The 17,551-nt window shown below is 55.3% G+C and carries 16 protein-coding genes; 10 read left to right on the top strand and 6 right to left on the bottom strand.

What is annotated here, in order from left to right; all coding sequences use genetic code 11:
• Positions 1 to 181 precede the first annotated feature (181 nt).
• On the top strand, positions 182 to 934 hold the full coding sequence (locus AUP42_RS04865) for a tellurite resistance TerB family protein (protein WP_062949476.1): 753 nt from the start codon (positions 182 to 184) through the stop codon (positions 932 to 934).
• A gap of 71 nt (positions 935 to 1,005) precedes the next feature.
• Here AUP42_RS04865 and AUP42_RS04870 read toward each other — a convergent pair whose 3' ends face one another.
• Positions 1,006 to 1,494, bottom strand: coding sequence for a fasciclin domain-containing protein (locus tag AUP42_RS04870; protein WP_062949478.1), 489 nt, complete (start codon positions 1,492 to 1,494; stop codon positions 1,006 to 1,008).
• 254 nt (positions 1,495 to 1,748) lie between these two features.
• Here AUP42_RS04870 and AUP42_RS04875 point away from each other — a divergent pair, with 254 nt between their 5' ends.
• The gene (locus tag AUP42_RS04875) at positions 1,749 to 2,270 is read left to right on the top strand and encodes a glycine cleavage system protein R (protein ID WP_062949479.1); all 522 of its coding nucleotides are present in this window, start codon (positions 1,749 to 1,751) and stop codon (positions 2,268 to 2,270) included.
• Positions 2,271 to 2,282: 12 nt separating this feature from the next.
• Here the strand turns inward: AUP42_RS04875 and AUP42_RS21965 are convergent, their stop codons facing one another.
• Both AUP42_RS21965 and AUP42_RS04885 read right to left on the bottom strand, forming a co-directional pair.
• Positions 2,283 to 4,139 carry a calcium-binding protein gene (locus tag AUP42_RS21965; RefSeq protein ID WP_062949480.1) on the bottom strand — a complete coding sequence of 619 codons (1,857 nt, stop codon included), beginning with the start codon at positions 4,137 to 4,139 and terminating at the stop codon, positions 2,283 to 2,285.
• Positions 4,140 to 4,287: 148 nt separating this feature from the next.
• Entirely contained in the window at positions 4,288 to 5,448 is a 1,161-nt protein-coding gene (locus AUP42_RS04885) for a sensor domain-containing diguanylate cyclase (protein WP_062949482.1), read from the bottom strand.
• Between the two features lie 410 nt (positions 5,449 to 5,858).
• Here AUP42_RS04885 and AUP42_RS04890 point away from each other — a divergent pair, with 410 nt between their 5' ends.
• A complete protein-coding gene (locus AUP42_RS04890; protein ID WP_062949484.1) occupies positions 5,859 to 6,845 on the top strand; it encodes an HpcH/HpaI aldolase/citrate lyase family protein in 987 nt (328 codons plus the stop codon).
• A gap of 66 nt (positions 6,846 to 6,911) precedes the next feature.
• On the opposite strand, the gene AUP42_RS04895 is transcribed toward AUP42_RS04890, so the two are convergent.
• On the bottom strand, positions 6,912 to 7,742 hold the full coding sequence (locus AUP42_RS04895; RefSeq protein WP_062949486.1) for an NAD(P)H-dependent oxidoreductase: 831 nt from the start codon (positions 7,740 to 7,742) through the stop codon (positions 6,912 to 6,914).
• A 100-nt stretch (positions 7,743 to 7,842) separates the two neighbouring features.
• On the opposite strand from AUP42_RS04895, the gene AUP42_RS04900 reads away from it, so the two are divergent.
• Positions 7,843 to 8,748 carry a LysR family transcriptional regulator gene (locus AUP42_RS04900; RefSeq protein WP_062949614.1) on the top strand — a complete coding sequence of 302 codons (906 nt, stop codon included), beginning with the start codon at positions 7,843 to 7,845 and terminating at the stop codon, positions 8,746 to 8,748.
• A 91-nt stretch (positions 8,749 to 8,839) separates the two neighbouring features.
• Here AUP42_RS04900 and AUP42_RS04905 read toward each other — a convergent pair whose 3' ends face one another.
• Entirely contained in the window at positions 8,840 to 9,862 is a 1,023-nt protein-coding gene (locus AUP42_RS04905; protein WP_062949489.1) for a zinc-binding alcohol dehydrogenase family protein, read from the bottom strand.
• 146 nt (positions 9,863 to 10,008) lie between these two features.
• Here AUP42_RS04905 and AUP42_RS04910 point away from each other — a divergent pair, with 146 nt between their 5' ends.
• Positions 10,009 to 10,374, top strand: a complete 366-nt coding sequence (locus AUP42_RS04910; RefSeq protein ID WP_062949491.1) for a winged helix-turn-helix transcriptional regulator — start codon at positions 10,009 to 10,011, stop codon at positions 10,372 to 10,374.
• Positions 10,375 to 10,386: 12 nt separating this feature from the next.
• On the opposite strand, the gene AUP42_RS04915 is transcribed toward AUP42_RS04910, so the two are convergent.
• Complete coding sequence (locus AUP42_RS04915) at positions 10,387 to 10,890, bottom strand: GNAT family N-acetyltransferase (RefSeq protein WP_062949492.1); 504 nt, start codon at positions 10,888 to 10,890, stop codon at positions 10,387 to 10,389.
• Between the two features lie 158 nt (positions 10,891 to 11,048).
• Here AUP42_RS04915 and AUP42_RS04920 point away from each other — a divergent pair, with 158 nt between their 5' ends.
• The 5 genes from AUP42_RS04920 to AUP42_RS04940 all read left to right on the top strand — a co-directional run bounded on the left by AUP42_RS04920 (position 11,049) and on the right by AUP42_RS04940 (position 17,406).
• A complete protein-coding gene (locus AUP42_RS04920) occupies positions 11,049 to 12,005 on the top strand; it encodes an acetyl-CoA carboxylase carboxyltransferase subunit alpha (protein ID WP_062949494.1) in 957 nt (318 codons plus the stop codon).
• A gap of 130 nt (positions 12,006 to 12,135) precedes the next feature.
• The gene (locus AUP42_RS04925) at positions 12,136 to 12,951 is read left to right on the top strand and encodes an ion transporter (protein WP_062949496.1); all 816 of its coding nucleotides are present in this window, start codon (positions 12,136 to 12,138) and stop codon (positions 12,949 to 12,951) included.
• A gap of 133 nt (positions 12,952 to 13,084) precedes the next feature.
• The gene (locus AUP42_RS04930; RefSeq protein WP_062949498.1) at positions 13,085 to 13,864 is read left to right on the top strand and encodes an MBL fold metallo-hydrolase; all 780 of its coding nucleotides are present in this window, start codon (positions 13,085 to 13,087) and stop codon (positions 13,862 to 13,864) included.
• Positions 13,865 to 13,951: 87 nt separating this feature from the next.
• Positions 13,952 to 17,131: an ABC transporter transmembrane domain-containing protein gene (locus AUP42_RS04935; protein ID WP_062949500.1), complete on the top strand. Its 3,180-nt coding sequence runs from the start codon at positions 13,952 to 13,954 to the stop codon at positions 17,129 to 17,131.
• A 26-nt stretch (positions 17,132 to 17,157) separates the two neighbouring features.
• Complete coding sequence (locus AUP42_RS04940; RefSeq protein WP_062949502.1) at positions 17,158 to 17,406, top strand: hypothetical protein; 249 nt, start codon at positions 17,158 to 17,160, stop codon at positions 17,404 to 17,406.
• Positions 17,407 to 17,551 lie beyond the last annotated feature (145 nt).

Raw genomic sequence — 17,551 nt, forward strand, 5'->3', positions numbered from 1 at the left:
TTCCGGATCATGCCGCACAGCGACCCCGCTTTCATCCGATAAAACCGCCGAAATGTGAACCAGATTACACCTTTTGGCCAATTCCCCGCCCTTATCGTGCAACTTTTCCCCGCCATCCTTGCCCCTGCCGATCCCTCAAACATATCAGGGGAACGGCCCCGTAACCCGCAAGGAGACAGGAATGGATATCGGAAAAATTCTCGGTGGCGTACTCGGCTCCGGCAGTACCGGCCAGATCGGCGACCGGATCAAGCAAGCCACTTCCGGCGGATCGTCCGGCGGGATCGGCACGGCACTGGGCAATAGCAGCCTTGGTGGCGGTCTTGTCGGTGGCGCGCTAAGCGGCGGATTGATGTCTGCGGTTCTCGGGTCGAAAAAGGGCCGCAAGATGGGCGGCAAGGTGCTGGCGTACGGCGGCACCGCACTGGTTGCAGGCCTCGCCTACAAGGCATGGCGCGATTACAGCAACCGCCAGAAACCGCAAAGCCATGCCCGTGATACCGATCTTGCCAGCATTCCAGCCGATAGCGGCTTTGCCCCCGAACAGGAACGCGGCGAAGGTGATGTTGATTTCCGCCTTGCATTGGTGCGCGCGATGATCGCTGCTGCCAAGTCGGATGGTCATATCGATCAGACCGAACACAAACGCATTGCAGCCCAGATCGAACAATTCGAACTGGGTGCATCGGAAAAGGCTTTTCTGTTTGATGCCTTTTCCGCCGATGCCGACCCATTGGCGATTGCCCGTCTGGCCCGAACCAGCGAACAGGGTGCGGAAATCTATCTGGCATCCAGCCTGTCGATTGATCCCGATGATCAACTTGAACAGCAATATCTTTCAAGGCTCGCCGGATGTCTTGGCCTGCCCGATGAATTGCGCACCCACCTTGATACGCAGGCCGAAGGTGCGCGGCAGGAATTCGCAAACGCTTAAGCCCAGACAACGAAAAACAGGCCCGAACAGTGTCGTTCGGGCCTGCAGTTGCAATATCCTGTCAGCCCGGCTCACATCGCAGGCATGATGACCGTATCAATCACGTGAATGACGCCGTTGTCGGCTTCGATATCGGCCTGGGTGACTGTCGCACCATCCACCATGACGCCGCTTGTGGCATTCACATCAATGGTGTCGCCCTGCACGCTGGCAACTTCCATTTCCTTACCCGCGATATCGGCTGCCATCACTTTGCCCGGTACAACGTGATAGGTCAGAATGGCGACCAGCTTTTCCTTGTTTTCCGGCTTCAGAAGGTCTTCGACCGTGCCCGCCGGCAGCTTGGCAAAGGCTTCGTCGGTCGGCGCAAACACGGTAAAGGGTCCTTCACCCTTAAGGGTATCGACAAGCCCGGCTGCCTGAACCGCGGTAACAAGCGTTTTAAAGGATCCGGCAGATACCGCCGTATCAACGATGTCAGCCGCCTTTGCCGGAAGACTTGCCAATGCAAATGCCGCTGCGGCAACGGTTGCGATCACGGTTTTCTTCAAAGCAGTCATGTTTCGAACTCCTGTCCATATATTGTCGGATGTGCCCGACATCTCTGCTGTCGAAAAACCTACGCGCAGTGCCCGGTAAACGGATCCATCGTGATGCTTCATTTAATTGTGATAGCCGCCCTGACATCCACATCAGGCTGGCTTGCGTACAGGAACGCTTGTGCAAGTTGAAAACGGGAAAAAGCCCGTGCCCGGAAGTGGCAAGGAATGCTATGCTTGATGCCATCTGACGACCGCCTCAAGGAGCCCCACGCATGAACGCCAATACGCGCATCACCATTTCCTGCACCGATCGTGTCGGCCTGGTATCGGATATATCCGGTCGTCTGTTTGATATCGGGGCCAATCTTGGTCCGACCAGTTTCATGCTTGATCAGGGACGCGCAAATTTCATTACCACCTGCGAACTTCCCGACACCTGCCCGATCACCGAATGCGAAGCCGCCCTTTTTGAATTGCCGATGGAACAGGCCGAAATCACGGTCGAAGAAATTCAGCCCGCCCCGCTTCTGACCCGCGCACCGGGGGCCACGCACATGATTGAATGTTCCGGCATTGATCAGCCCGGCCTGATCGCCCGGCTGTCGGAAATTTTCATCGAATTCAACGCCAACATCGTGCAACTGGCGGCATCGGCAACCGATGAAAAGGATGCACGCATCTATACTACCCGCTTTGCGATTGCCATTCCGGCTGACCGTGCTGCCGCCTGTCTGGCGACACTTGCCAACACCGCCGGGTCAATGCGCATGCTGTTCCGGTTTGAAGAACTTTAACAGTGTAGCTGGTTACAAAGTCCCGTAATCATCTACGTCAAAGACCACATTGTCAGCGACCAGATCGCCGATCTCGATCCCGTCGATCTGAACGCCATAGCTGTAATGTCGGCCACCACTGAAATCGACGTAAACACCCGTGTCGTTCTGTTCTGCGTGATTGATGAAATCACCAAAATCGTCGATGCCACTTTTTTCCTGGAATGTTTTGCCAAGCAGAAAGCGATCGCCGTTTTCGCCCGCTTCAAAATCGGTAATACGGTCTCGTTCCGCCCCGCCTTCGAACGTAGCCCAGACGAAACTGTCCGACGATTGGCCGCCCGTCAGAAGATCATTGCCATCCCCACCAAACAACAGGTCTTCGCCATGCTCTCCCCTCAGGACATCATGACCGTCCTGCCCCAACATCCGGTCATTATCCCGGCCACCTTCCAGAAGGTCACGTCCTGCGCCACCCGATAGCAGATCCTCCCATTGCCCACCCCGCAAGATGTCCTGGCCATCACCGCCATACATCGCGTCGTCACCAAGACCACCTTCCATAAGGTCGTCCCCGGCACCGCCATAAAGAAAGTCATCCGCATTATTGCCTCTGACAATGTCATCACCGTCACCACCATCGGCATGGGTGCCATCCGGCGGGAAAAGATCGTCCCCGTAATATGTGTAACCGGCGAGAACTGTGTCATTGCCCTCTCCGCCATACAGACGGTCGCCACCTTCATTGCCCAGAATGGTGTCATCACCGCCATCACCGTAAAGGTAATCGCGATCAGGTTGTCCATACTCCGAACCCGAAAGAGTATCGTTACCATCGCCACCATAGGCGGTAATGCCGGTTAACGTGTCGTCACCGCCATTGCCATAGATGGTGTCGTAGCCGAAATAGCCATCAATATTATTATCCTGTTCATCACCGATCAAAAGGTCGTTGTAGCTGGTTCCGAAAATGCCCTCGACATCCGTCAGCACATCCCCGTCCGCATCCCCGCCTTCGGCAATGCCAGCACCAAGGTCGATATGCACACCTTCGGCCGAAGTCTGATAGCTGACAGTATCCTGCCCACTGCCGCCATTAAGGAAATCAGCACCGCTGCCCCCTGTCAGAAAATCATCACCGGCACGTCCCATCAGGGTATCGTTACCGCTATCCCCGGACATTGCATTATCACCGCCCCGGCCGATCATCATATCGTCGCCACCGGCACCAAACAGGGTTCCGCCCCGTTCCTCACCACCAATCAGCAGATCATCATGATTTGATCCGCGTATATTCAGATCGCGCAACTCGCTATCATCGGCAAAGGAAATCACATCCCCCTCGGCATCCCCGCCATAACCGATCATGCTGTCCTGATCGAAATAAATGGCTTCGGGCGAACTGCCATACGCAACAGTCGGCGCATAGCGGGAGTAGGAACTGGGAAATATATCGCGAAAATCAAAGTTGATGGTATCGGCACCGCCGCCACCTTCGACCGCACTTATTTCTCCTTCAAAATAGTCGTCTCCGTCAGTACCAATCACGCCCAACTTCTGGGAAACATGGTCGCCATACTCCCCAACAATCAGCTGATCGCCATCCGCGTCACCACCACTAACGTCAAGCTGCGAGACCTGTTCGCCTGATGGGGCATCTTCATTATTGTAAAACTTGAATGCCAGTGGCTCCTCAGAGGTCGCATATGACAGCACGTAATCGTCAGATAGCCCACTGACGAAAAAGCTGTCGCCCCCGGCCCCGCCAATCACCGTGTCTGATTGGCTGAAATGGATTTCATCATCACCATCCAGCCCATAAATAATATCACGACCACGAGAGGTATGGTTCAACACGTCGTCTTCGTTTGTACCGATGATCCGTGCCATAGAAGGCCTCCTGTCGTTAAATGAAACGACCCCACGGTACGCCCTATAGGTGATTCAAAAAAGAAAAATAAAACCTAAAATATAGTTCTATTTTCAACTGGTAATGCACATCTTCTGCAAACAACAGCAACGCCGGGCCGTTGCCCTCCTAAACCACAACCCGGTTACGTCCGGCCTGTTTGGCGGCATAAAGTTTTTCATCCGCCTGCTTCAGCACCGCCCAGGGATCATCAATATCCTCATCCCGTTCCGAAAGACCGACCGAGATGGTGACCGAAACGGTCTTGTTTTTGTCGGGCGGAGTAATTCTGGTTGCGGCAATCCGCTTGCGAAGGGCTTCCAGCGGTTCGTGGGCTTTCTCCGCACTGCGTCCGGCAAAGACAACGGTGAATTCCTCGCCGCCATAGCGGAAGGCTTTTCCCCCGCCGCCAACGCGCGCCAGTTCGCGCGAAACCTTGCGCAACACGATATCGCCGACATCATGGCCATAGGTATCGTTGAATTTCTTGAAATGATCGACGTCGAGCATCGCAATCGCATACTGGTTGCCAAGTTCGGCCAAGGCATGGCCCAATGCCCGACGACCGGGCAAACCGGTCAGATCATCAACAAACGCCATCCGCCACGCTTCCTGCGCCAACCCGGCCAGAACCACACCCGTCGCCGCCAGATAACCGAACTTGATGAAACCCGGGCCCATAACGGTCGCCACCGCAATGGCAATGATCGCGGCGGCAAAGCTGGTTTCAAGCGGCCGATGCAGCGCAAGCAGAATACCGACCGAAACAACCGCCAGAATCAGGGCCGACTGCGGCATATCGGCCATAAAGGTTCCGGTGTCGATCAGCCGGTAATTCAGCACCTGATAAAGCGCCGCGCCAACATCGGCCTTGCCAGCCAGCATCAGCATGACAAAAAGCTGCAATCCCAGCACCAGCATTCGGGCAATTCCGCGCGGATTAAGAACGCCGCGTTCCTTGGTAAAACCGAGCACCAGCAGATTGACCGGGATCAGATAAAGCGTCGCAATGCGCATGAAGGCGAGGCCATCGGCGGAAAAACCGCCACCATTCCCCACCAGCAGCCAGTAGCATACCAAAAGCAGGATCATGACGAAAACCGCCCGCCCGCGGTTAAACCACCACCCGATTGCACCGCCAAGCACCGCCAGGATGAACGGCCCGTATCGCACAAGCCCTGCCAGCTCACCCGGAACAAGTCCGGGCGACAGCGCAAGCACAAGACAGGCCCCCAATATCAGAAAGGGTGCCAGCCCGGCCGAGACAAGAATGGAATAAGCGCGACGCATGGGCCGTTTGGTTCTGCCTGAAATTCCCCCAAGGATACGGTATCGGGCAGGCCCGATCCGTAATATCGCCGGTAATCTAACCACTGCATCCTTAAGGGGCCATTGCTTTATGCCGTGTTTCTGCGTTTTTTCTAATTCAGCCGCAAGGACCCGTTTCGGTGTTGCCTTCCGATAGGCATCAGACAATGGTCGTGTGCGCAAAATGGCTTGCATCTGTTAGCATGCGCACCATAAATTGGATCAAATTCGCTCTATCTCACTGCGGCGCACAATGATCGCAGGCGCAGAATTCTGTCACGGCGGCCACGGTACGATCCCGAAAACGGGACAAAAGCATTTAACGCCGGAAGCTTGGCCCAAACACAAACAGGCCGATCCTTCCAGAATGACAGGCTTTGGAGAGAGTTACCATGAGCTTCACCACACCGACCCCGGCACCAGCACGTCTGAACCGGTCCGAACTGGCCGTTCCGGGCAGCCGTATCGAACTGTTTGAAAAGGCCGCCAGATCAAAGGCCGATGCCATCTTCCTTGACCTTGAGGACGCGGTTGCGCCAAACGACAAGGAACAGGCGCGTAAAAACATCATTGCCGCGATCAACGATATCGACTGGGGCGACAAGGTGCTTTCGGTCCGCATCAACGGCCTTGATACACATTATATGTATCGCGATGTCGTCGATTTGCTCGAACAGGCCGGTGACCGGCTTGACCTGATCATGATCCCCAAGGTTGGAACGGCTGCTGATGTCTATGCGCTTGATATGATGGCAACCCAGATCGAGGCTGCCAAGGGCCGCAAAAAACGCATCGGGTTCGAACTGATCATTGAAACCGCCCTTGGCATGCAGAATATCCACGAAATTGCAGGTGCATCCAAACGCAATGAAAGCCTGCATTTTGGTGTGGCCGATTACGCAGCCTCGACCAAGGCAATGACGACCGGCATCGGCGGCCCGAACCCGCATTATGGTGTGCTGACCGACAAGGATGGCGATAATCCGCGCGATTATCACTGGGGCGATATGTGGCATTACGCCATTGCCCGCATGGTGGTGGCCGCACGCGCCAATGGTCTGCGCCCGATTGATGGCCCGTTTGGCGACTTTTCCGATCCGGATGGCTATCGTGCACAGGCCGCGCGCGCCATGGTTCTGGGCTGCGAAGGCAAATGGGCCATCCATCCCAGCCAGATCACCCTTGCCAACGATGTCTATTCCCCGTCCGAGGCCGAGATCACCAAAGCCAAACGCATCCTGGAAGCCATGGCCAAGGCACAGGCCGAAGGTGCCGGTGCCGTCGCACTTGATGGCCGTTTGATTGATATCGCATCGATCAAACAGGCCGAAGTCATGGTCCGGCAGGCCGAAGCGATTGCCGCACGCGACGCGGGTTAGGCCCAAAGCCAGACAAGATTGATCAAAGGGCCGAACACGCTGCCTCGGCCCTTTGATACATTATGATCACGATGCCAGACGCCGGACCGTACCGCGCAGGATTTCTTCCGGATCACCAGATTGCACCAGATGCATGCCCGTGCCGCCCGCCCCCTGTCCCAATCCGGGCTTAAGGCGCTGTTGCGCGTCATAGTGACCGCCATTTTGCGCGCGATAGGGGATCGGCGCATCGGTAAACAGACCCTGCAGGCGCTGCTTTAAATCCTTCACCGCATCATGCCATCCGGCCTCATCCATCCGGTCGGTGTGATAAACCGCGAATGGCGGCATGATATCCATCCCCGGATAGAACAGCCCCCCGTGTTGGATCGGCCAAAGAATGTCTTCAAGACTACCATTCACGCCACGTTCACTGTAATGCGGTGCCCGGCCACCAATCGGCACAATCACCATCGCGCGGCGCCCGGCAAGGGTTCCCTCGCCATACCGGTCTCCCCAGTGCTTGTCATTATGCTCCCCCACGCCATAGGCAAAGCCATAGGCAAACACCCGGTCAAACCAGCCTTTCATGATGGCGGGCATCCCGAACCACCACATCGGAAAGCTCAACAGAACCGCATCGGCCCATAAAAGCTTTTCCTGCTCGGCGACGATGTCCGCACTTTGGGTGCCACCGGCATAGGCATGCTTGGATTCGGCTACATAGATCAGCCGATCCGGATCTTTCGGCTCGGTAAAATCGGCCTCATCGGCGACGGCCTTCCACTTCATTGCATAAAGATCACTGACTTTGACCTTGTGCCCCTGCTCGCGCAGAGTTTCAACAGCAACGTCTTTCAACGCGCTGGTCAACGATTTGGGTTCGGGATGGGCATGAACGATCAGAATATTGGGCATGATACCGGTCCTTTTCCTATGGATCATGTTCGATGCGTGATCATGGACCCGGCATGTGGTATCTTTGAAATTCAAAAATTTTTGTTTTGGTATAAATGAAATGGATATCGACAAGCTTGATCTCAATCTTCTGGTCACCCTTGATACGCTGCTTGTCGAACGCAATGTGACACGCGCGGCCCAGCGCCTTGGCATCAGCCAACCGGCCCTTTCAACGCGGCTGACCCGTCTGCGCGATCAACTGGGCGATCCGTTATTGCTGCCCTCCCAGCGCGGCATGATCCCGACCGAACACGCGCTTGAATTACAGGAACCCCTGCATGCCGCCCTTGAAGGCGTCCGTCAGGTCGTTCTGCAAAACAGCCGGTTTGATCCATCATCCATCTCGGCAACCATCGCCATTGCGGCCAGTGACTATGTCCAGTATTCGGTGTTGATGCCGCTGCTTGATGTTCTGCGCGTCGAGGCACCGGGCATCCGGGTGGCATGGCGCACGATTGATACGGCAAACCTCGAAACACAGATGATCCGCGGGGATGTCGGTCTTGCCCTGACCACGCCGGAAACAGCCCCGGAAACCCTGCGCATGCGCAAAATCTATCGCGAGGAATATGTCACGATTGCCCGGCTCGACCATCCTGCCATTGGTAATGGTCTTGATATTGAGACATTCTGCCAACTCGATCATGTGATCGTGTCGCCCCGGGGCGGCGGCTTTTATGGGCCTGCCGACGAAGCCCTCAGCGCATTGGGGCAAACACGACGGGTTATGCTTTCCGCCCCCGGTTTTCTGGTTGTCCCGGAAATTGTCGCACACAGCGACATGATCGCACTTGTGCCCGGTCGCCTTGCCCTGAACCGGGAAGACCAACTGCAGCAATTTGCACCACCCCTGCCGGTAACCGGGTTTGACATGGCAATGGTCTGGCATGATCGGACCACCACCCACCCCATGCACCGTTGGCTGCGTGACAGACTGATCACATTGGTAAAACAGACCCAATAGCGATCAAAACAGGTCGCAAGGCACATGAAAAAGGCCACCCCGCATTCAAGCAGGGCGGCCTTCGTTTGTTTGATCAACAGGGCCGCGGCCGTTATGCGCCCAAACCGTCAAACGTGATCTTGCCAATCGCCTTGCCGGATTCCAGCAACGCATGCGCCTTGCGCAGGCTTTCGGGTGTTAAGGCCCCAAAGCTTTCATTGGCAGTATTTTTAAGGGTCCCGGCATCGATCAGATCAGCAACGATCGACAGCAGCTTGTGCTGCTCGATCATGTCCGGGGTCTGGAACATCGAACGGGTAAACATGAACTCGTAGGAAAAGCTGGCCGATTTTGCCTTCAGCAGATCGACATTATGGTTTTCCTTGGCTTCGGTAATCGTCGCGATCCGGCCTTGCGGGGTGATGATTTCGGCCATGACATCGAAATACTGATCGGTTTCCGACGTGCACAGAATGTAATCGACATGGGTAAAGCCAATTGCCTTCAGCTCGTCATTCAACGGATTGCGATGATTGATCACCTGATCCGCACCAAGATCTTTGACCCAGTCGATGGTTTCCGGGCGCGATGCGGTCGCGATAACGGTCAGACCGGCCAGTTTGCCAAGCTGAATCGCGATCGAGCCAACCCCGCCTGCACCGCCAATCACCAGAAGTGTCTTGCCCGCATTGGCATCCTTGGCATTGCGATCAATCATCATACGGTCAAACAGGGCTTCCCATGCCGTAATCGCAGTCAATGGCAATGCCGCCGCATCAGCAAAGCCAAGCGACTTGGGTTTTGGCGCAACGATGCGTTCATCGACAAGCTGGAACTGGGTATTGCTGCCCGACCGGGTAACATCCCCGGCGTACCAGACCTCGTCGCCCGGACGAAACAGGGTGACATCCGCGCCAACGGCCTCAACGATACCGGCCGCGTCCCAGCCAAGGATTTTGAAGTTGCCGTCATCCGCCTTGCCGCGACGCACCTTGAAATCAACCGGGTTGACGGCAACACCTTTGACCCGAACCAGAATATCCCGGCCTTCGGCCTTTGGAACTTCCATATCAATTTCACTAAACAACCCGTCCGTCTCGACGGGGGCAGCTTTATAAAGTCCGATAGCTTTCATTGTCGGCATCCTTTGTGAAAAGGTTTGATTTGCGAATGCCCAAGACCTAACGCATAATATCGATAAACGTAAGTACGCACAATTCAAGCCAATAGTGTCAATTTGTATACTATTGGCGTTTTCTGCAGATTTTAAGGAATAGATGAATGGCAACGACATTCAATTGCCCACCGAATCGCAGCCCCGGCTGCCCGGTCGAAGGCACGCTTGATGTGATTGGTGGCAAGTGGAAGGGTGTCGTCCTGTTTCACCTGCTCGACGGCACCAAGCGGTTCAATGAATTGCACCGTCTGATGCCCGGTGTCACACAACGCATGCTGACCCGCCAACTGCGCGAGCTGGAGGCCGACGGCCTGATCCATCGCGAAGTCTATGCCGAAGTCCCGCCACGCGTGGAATACAGCATGACCGCAAAGGGCGAAACGCTTCGCCAGATCATCCTTGCGCTAAAGGATTGGGGCGAAAGCCACGTGCCCTATTATGCAATCAAACCCCAAACCGACGTCGCCTGATTACCTGTGTGATCAGGCCGTTTTTGCCAACTGTAAGGGCCGCGCCATTTTCCAGAATGTCGTGCGATCATATCCATCATGAACGCCTTCACCGGCGATTTCAAAACCGCGCGATTTGAAAAAGGCAATATTGCCAGTCAGTTCAACCCGAACATGAAGTCGCATGTTTTCCTTGCCCGCACTTTCGGCATGGGCGCAGGCGGCCTCGACCAGTGCCTTGCCGATGCCACCGCCCTGAATGGACGGATCGACCGACAATTTATAAAGATAGGCGTCCTTACCGACATCCTCGACCCAGACCTGACCGATGACACGGCCTGCTGAATCATGCGCCAGAAACAGCGTATCACGGGCAAACCGCCATTGAAGTTCGGCAATATTGACCGATTTTGCCGAACTGGGCGGATCGACGATATCGTCCTGAAAGGCAAAGGCGGCCAGCAGGATTTCAACAAGCCGGTCGAACGGAACAAGGGCTGGATCGCGGGGCGATGTGATCTCGATACTGGATGTCATGGATTTCCGTATGCAAAACTGTCACTGTGCAGGATGAAATATACGATATAACCCGTGTATCGATGGAATTTATATGCGTATCGGACCTCAACCCTTGACGTGACGGGTTGATCTACTATGTTCCGCCTCATTGTTTCCCAGCCGGATATGATGCCCTGATGCATAACTTTCTGGATTTTGAAAAGCCGATCGCCGAACTCGAAGGCAAGATCGAAGAATTGCGCCACCTGACCGGCAATGATGAAGTCAACATCGCCGACGAGGTTGCGCGCCTGCAGGACAAGCTGACCAAGCTGCTGCAAAGCACCTATGGCAAGCTGACCCCGTGGCAGAAGACACAGGTCGCCCGTCATCCCGACCGGCCGCATTTCACCGACTATGTCGCCCACCTGTTCGAGGGTTTCACCCCGCTTGCCGGCGACCGCCTGTTTGGCGAAGACGAGGCCATCATTGGTGGTCTGGCACGCCTGCAGGGTCGCACTGTCATGGTGATCGGTCACGAAAAAGGCCGCGATACTGAATCGCGTGTGAAACACAATTTCGGCATGGCCAAGCCCGAAGGCTATCGCAAGTCGATCCGCCTGATGCGGATGGCCGAACGTTTCGGGATTCCGGTTGTGACGCTGGTGGATACCGCCGGTGCCTTCCCGGGTGCCGACGCCGAGGCACGTGGCCAGTCCGAAGCCATCGCACGGTCAATCGAAGCCTGCCTTGATATCAAGGTGCCGCTGATTTCGATCATCATCGGCGAAGGTGGTTCTGGTGGTGCGATTGCACTTGCCGTTGCCAACACCGTCATGATGCTTGAAAATTCGATCTATTCCGTCATTTCGCCGGAAGGCTGTGCCTCGATCCTGTGGCGTTCGGGTGACGAAGCCAAAACCGCTGCTGATGCACTGCGCCTGACGGCACAGGATCTGCATCAGCTTGGTGTCATTGATGAAATCATCACCGAACCGCTTGGCGGCGCACAGCGTTCACCCGTTGATGCCTGCAAACGCGTTGGCGATGCCATCATCAAGGCACTTGAATCGATGGACAATGTCGAAGGCGGTGTGCTGAAGGCACGTCGTCGTGACAAATTCCTCGATATGGGCCGTCACGGCCTGAACTGATTTCGCAGGGCGCAGTCATCAGCACGTCTGACCTGCGCCCTGTTTGTGTTTTCTTTCCGGCGCTGTCCCGCCCGTCGGTGAAAACCCCGGTCGCTGCGCCTTTTGAACCGGCACCCGCCGGGAGGGCCTAATGGAAAAGCTGCGCCGGATTGTCGAATCTTCAAAGTTCCAGAATTTCATCACGGCCGTGATTGCGATCAATGCCGTCATTCTCGGACTTGAAACATCCCCGACTGTTATGAATGCCGCCGGATCGATCCTGCATCTGCTTGATCAGATCGCGGTTGCGATTTTCGTTGTCGAACTTCTGATGAAACTTGCCGTATATCGACTGGGCTTTTTCAGGCGTTCATGGAACATCTTTGATTTCACGATTGTTGCCATCACCCTGCTACCGATGGGACAGGGTGTATCGGTCCTGCGTGCGCTTCGCATCCTGCGTGCCTTCCGCCTGATCTCGACCGTATCGTCGATGCGCAAGGTCGTCGAAGCCCTGATGAAAGCCATCCCCGGCATGGTTTCGGTTCTGACCCTGCTGTCGCTGGTATTTTACGTTTCGTCCGTCATGGCAACCAAGCTGTTCGGATCGGGTTTCCCCGACTGGTTTGGCACAATCGGCGCATCGCTTTATTCCCTGTTCCAGATCATGACGCTGGAAAGCTGGTCAATGGGAATCGTCCGCCCGGTTATGGAAATCTATCCACTGGCGTGGATGTTTTTTGTGCCTTTCATCCTGGTTACGACTTTTGCCGTCCTCAACCTGTTCATCGCCATTGTCGTTGATGCGATGGCGACCCATGTTGACGTCGAAGAAACGCAGACTCGCAGCGAACTTGGTCTTGATCACCATGAAATCCTTGCAGAACTGCGGGAATTGCGCGCCGAAGTCACCCGGCTTGCCGATGGCAAAAAAGACGTCGACACGGTTCGCCAACCCGGCGAATAGCGCATAATATCTTGCTGAACGACGGGTCATCCCGCGGCTTTTATCGGGAAAATTAGCATTTCTCTATCAAAGGGGGTGGTTCTTTGCCCCAAACCTCGTCTAATCTTTCGGCAAAATGTCGGGAGATCGGGGAATGAAGCTTACTTTTGCGGGGACAGGTTCGGCATTCTGCATGGCGGCTGACAATTTCCAGAGCAACATGGTTCTGGAAGCAATTCAGCCCGGCAGTGACCAACCGACGCGCATGTTGATTGACTGCGGTTCAGATGCGCGGCACTCGTTGCGCAATCTGGGTCATATGCCCAATGACTTTGATGCTGTCTATATCAGCCACCTGCATTCGGACCATATCGGCGGTCTCGAATGGATGGCGCTTGCCAATTATTTCATTTTCGAAGGTCACCGGGTCAAACTGCTTGCGGTTCACGATCTGATCGAACCACTTTGGGAACACAGCCTGCGCGGCGGCCTGCAAATCAGCGACACTGGCAATAGCAGCCTGTCATCCTATTTCGACATCAATGAACTAAGCCCCGCCACGGGATTTGACTGGCAGGGTGTGCATTTCGATGTGATCCCGGTTGAACATGTCGTTACCGCGCAAAACACCATGCTGTCCTATGCGCTTTTCGGGCATGGAAAAAAACAAAGCTTTTTCCTGACGACAGATGCGATTTTCAATCCTGATGCCCATATGCCGTTGTACCAAAAAGCAGATATTATCTTTCAGGATTGCGAACTTGGCCCCCGCCATTCCGGCGTTCATGCACATTACGAACAACTTGTGACCCTGCCCGCCGATATCAAAGCCAAAATGTGGCTCTATCATTATCAGGCCTATCCGAGGCCCGATGCGGTTTCTGACGGCTTCTGCGGATTTATCGAGCCCGGTCAAAGTTTCGAGCTTGGCTAACGCCTTACAGGCCGGGTACATTTTGCGCCAAACGAGCAATAGGAACATGCGATAACGCGCGTTCCGACAAAAATATGGGACCCGTGAATGCCGAAGTCGGTTTTTGCCTATATCTGGCGCCACAGCAGTATGCAGCAGATCATCCTGACACTGGTCACGATGATCTCCTTTCCTTTTCTGTATTACTCGCTGGATTTGCCGAAACTGATCGTCAACGAGGCGATCGGTGGCGCAGGCGAACCTTATGACGTTCTCGGGATCGAACTGAACCAGATCGAATACCTGTTCACCCTGTCTGGTATTTTCCTTGCGCTGGTTTTCATCAATGGCGGGTTCAAGTATTTCATCAACGTCTATGTCGGCGTGATGTCCGAACGGCTTTTGCGCCGGTTGCGCTATACCCTGTTTGAACGGGTTCTGCGTTTTCCGTTGCCGCATTTCCGGAAAACCAGTCAGGGCGAAATCGTTTCAATGATCACCGCCGAAGCAGAACCGCTTGGCGGTTTCTTTGGCGAAGCGTTTTCGCTGCCGCTGTATCAGGGCGGTATTCTGGTCACGATCACGGCCTTTATCTTTATCCAGGACCCGTTGATGGGGCTGGCCGCGATTTCGTTTTATCCGTTGCAAGGCTACCTGATCCCGAAACTGCAACGTCGCGTAAACCAGCTTGGCAAACAGCGCGTGCAGAATGTGCGCCGGATGTCCGAACATATCGGCGAAGTCGTCGCCGGTGCGACCGATATCCGCGCCCACGAGACCCAAGGATACGAACTTACCCATTTCACACAGCGGATGGGCCGGATTTTTGAAATCCGCAAGGAAATCTATTTCCGCAAATTCTTTATCAAGTTCCTGAACAACTTCATCGCCCAGATCACGCCGTTCTTCTTCTATTCCATCGGTGGCTATCTGGTGATCATGGGGGATCTCAGCTTCGGTGCGCTGGTCGCAGCCCTTGCCGCCTACAAGGATATGTCCGCCCCCTGGAAAGAGCTTCTGGCCTATTACCAGCGCCTTGCCGATGCCCGGATCAAATACGAACAGCTTCATGAACAGTTTGAACTGCCCGATCTTGGCCGTGAACACGAACTGATCGCGCCGAAATCCGAACACCTGCCCGGACCGCTGGATGTCGCGGCCCTGTCCTGGGTTGATGATGACGGTACCCGGGTTGTTGAAAATGTGTCCTTCAACATGGCACTGCCGGGGACGGCCCTTCTGACCGGCTCGGCCGATAGCGGAAAGTCACAACTTGCCCGCCTGATCGCCCGGTTGCTGACACCGACCGGTGGCCGCATACAGTTTAATGACCGCAATGCCGAAGACCTTCCGGCATCGACACTGGGGCAACGCCTGGCCTATATCGGCAATGATGCCTATCTGTTTAATGGCACCATCGCCGACAACCTGTTTTACGGGCTGAAACATCGCCCGATCCTTGCGTCCCGATCAGATGACGGCGATGACGGCTCGGACAACCTGAAACTGCCATTGCCGAAATTCGTCGATAATGTCGAACTTGCCGACCCGGCCGATCTGCCATGGCGTCTGACCGACGAGATGTACGACGAAATCAAGCGTTCGGGAAATATCCCCTATGACCCGGCAGCGGAATGGATCGACTATGTCGGGCCCGGCTTCAATTCGATTGATGAATTGAAGGCCGAACTGATGCGCCTGCTCGAAGTTGTTCAGCTTGATCGCGACATTTACCGCATCGGTCTGCAACGCCGCATTGATCCGAAAGAACGCCCCGATCTGGTCGAAGCCGTTCTGGTTGCACGCCCGAAACTGAAGGAAATTCTTGCGGAACGCGGCCTGTCTGATCTGGTCGAACCCTATGACATTGACCTTTACAACGACAACGCGCCGGTCGGCGTAAACATTCTTTTTGGTGCCCCGGCCCGGTCCGATTTCGAACGCACGGCATTCCTGTCGCATCCCTATATGCAGGAAACCCTGCGCGAAACCGGGCTTTACGAAGTCATGATCAGCATCGGTCGCGATACGCTTGATCTGATGATCGAACTGTTTACCGGCCTGCCGCCCGGACACGAATTCTTTGACCGTTACAGCTTTATCTCGGCCGACGAACTGCCCGAGGTCAAAAACATGCTGAAACGGACCGACGGGGTCGCGATCAAGGATATGCGCGCCGAGGATAAGCTGAAGCTCCTTGACGTCGCCATGAACCTGACCCCGGCACGCCATCGTCTGCGCGTGATCGATGACGAATTCCGCCAACTGGTTTTGAAAGCACGACCGAAATTCTACGGCAATCTGCCCGACGATCTCGCTGAAATGATCGATTTCTTCAAGGTCGATGAATATGCCGCTGCCGCCCCGGTCATCGATAACCTTCTGTTCGGTCGTTTTGCCTATGGCCGTGCAAATTCCGAAGAACGCGTCGGCGAAGTACTGTTTGAAATCGCCCATGAAGGCGGCCTTTACGAGGCACTTGTCGCACTCGGCCTGGAAAGCCAGGTCGGTGTCGGTGGCAGCCGCGTTTCGCAAAGCCTGCGCCAGAAAATTGCGCTGGTCCGTGCCCTGATCAAGAATCCCGACCTGATGGTCGTGGACGAAGCCCTTTCGGCACTGGACCGTGAAACGCGCGAACAGGTCATCGCCTGGCTGACCGGACAGGCCGAACATCGAAGCGTGATCTGGGTCGATGGCGATGACACCGACAGTCAGCGTTTCGGGACTTATCTGCACATGGCGAACGGCAAGATCGTCAAACGCCAGAGCCATGCAATCGACGACGCCACCGCCGAAGAGGCCGAGGAAGAAGCCGCCGAAGCCGCACCCGATACAAGCGATGGCAGCATCGAGGAAGAAGTCCGGTTGCTTCGGACCATTCCGCTGTTTGCCGGTCTTGACCCCAGCGTGATCAAGCTGCTGGCCTTTACCAGCCCGCGCCTGACCTTCAAACGTGGCGAGGTGCTGGTCAAACAGGGTGATCCGGGGGATGCGGCCTATATCGTGATTTCCGGTCGGGGCGAAATCTGGCTGACGACCGAGGAAGCCCAGACCATCAAGCTTCGCGATGTCGAACCCAAGGAAGTCATTGGTGAAATCGCCCTTCTGGTCGATGCCCCCCGCTCCGCAACCATTCGCGCGGTCGAGGAAATGACAGTCCTGAAACTCGATAAAAACGAGTTCCTTGGCCTTGTCCGACAGGACCAGGCGGTTGCCGTCCAGTTGATCCGTGTTCTGGCACACCGCGTTGATGTCACCACCAAACAGCTTACCAGCCGGAATAACTGATTGATTTTCGCCCTGTCTGATCCGTCATGAACAAGATTGCCTCCATCATTATCGCCGCCGTTTTCGCCATCGCTTTGCTTGGCGGAATGGCGGCAATGATCGGTGGCGGCCTTTTGGGGGCAATTGTCTTCATCATCGGCATCCCGGTCGCCTTTCCGATGTCAACCAGCATCGTTGTCCTGTTCTTTGCCGTGATCATCATCCGCACCATCATCCAGAAACGGCGCGAACGCCGCGAAATGCGGGCTTTTCTCAAAGATAACGCCGACGATTGAATATCCCCACGGTTGGCCAGCAGAAAAAACATCTGCTTTCGACCGCGGCTTGCCAAAAAAAGCGCATCAAATCGCATCGAGTTCGGAAACCTCCTCTGCCAGCTTGTTGATAGCCTGCTGGCAGTTCAACAAACAGGCTGACGCC

This window comes from Thalassospira lucentensis (assembly GCF_001613805.1).
Lineage (GTDB): Bacteria > Pseudomonadota > Alphaproteobacteria > Rhodospirillales > Thalassospiraceae > Thalassospira > Thalassospira lucentensis_A.

Bases quoted from the DNA above. Each gene is read 5' to 3' on its own strand.
- AUP42_RS04865 (WP_062949476.1), top strand. From the start codon at position 182: ATGGATATCGGAAAAATTCTCGGTGGCGTACTCGGCTCCGGCAGTACC.
- AUP42_RS04870 (WP_062949478.1), bottom strand. From the start codon at position 1,494: ATGACTGCTTTGAAGAAAACCGTGATCGCAACCGTTGCCGCAGCGGCA.
- AUP42_RS04875 (WP_062949479.1), top strand. From the start codon at position 1,749: ATGAACGCCAATACGCGCATCACCATTTCCTGCACCGATCGTGTCGGC.
- AUP42_RS21965 (WP_062949480.1), bottom strand. From the start codon at position 4,139: ATGGCACGGATCATCGGTACAAACGAAGACGACGTGTTGAACCATACC.
- AUP42_RS04885 (WP_062949482.1), bottom strand. From the start codon at position 5,448: ATGCGTCGCGCTTATTCCATTCTTGTCTCGGCCGGGCTGGCACCCTTT.
- AUP42_RS04890 (WP_062949484.1), top strand. From the start codon at position 5,859: ATGAGCTTCACCACACCGACCCCGGCACCAGCACGTCTGAACCGGTCC.
- AUP42_RS04895 (WP_062949486.1), bottom strand. From the start codon at position 7,742: ATGCCCAATATTCTGATCGTTCATGCCCATCCCGAACCCAAATCGTTG.
- AUP42_RS04900 (WP_062949614.1), top strand. From the start codon at position 7,843: ATGGATATCGACAAGCTTGATCTCAATCTTCTGGTCACCCTTGATACG.
- AUP42_RS04905 (WP_062949489.1), bottom strand. From the start codon at position 9,862: ATGAAAGCTATCGGACTTTATAAAGCTGCCCCCGTCGAGACGGACGGG.
- AUP42_RS04910 (WP_062949491.1), top strand. From the start codon at position 10,009: ATGGCAACGACATTCAATTGCCCACCGAATCGCAGCCCCGGCTGCCCG.
- AUP42_RS04915 (WP_062949492.1), bottom strand. From the start codon at position 10,890: ATGACATCCAGTATCGAGATCACATCGCCCCGCGATCCAGCCCTTGTT.
- AUP42_RS04920 (WP_062949494.1), top strand. From the start codon at position 11,049: ATGCATAACTTTCTGGATTTTGAAAAGCCGATCGCCGAACTCGAAGGC.
- AUP42_RS04925 (WP_062949496.1), top strand. From the start codon at position 12,136: ATGGAAAAGCTGCGCCGGATTGTCGAATCTTCAAAGTTCCAGAATTTC.
- AUP42_RS04930 (WP_062949498.1), top strand. From the start codon at position 13,085: ATGAAGCTTACTTTTGCGGGGACAGGTTCGGCATTCTGCATGGCGGCT.
- AUP42_RS04935 (WP_062949500.1), top strand. From the start codon at position 13,952: ATGCCGAAGTCGGTTTTTGCCTATATCTGGCGCCACAGCAGTATGCAG.
- AUP42_RS04940 (WP_062949502.1), top strand. From the start codon at position 17,158: ATGAACAAGATTGCCTCCATCATTATCGCCGCCGTTTTCGCCATCGCT.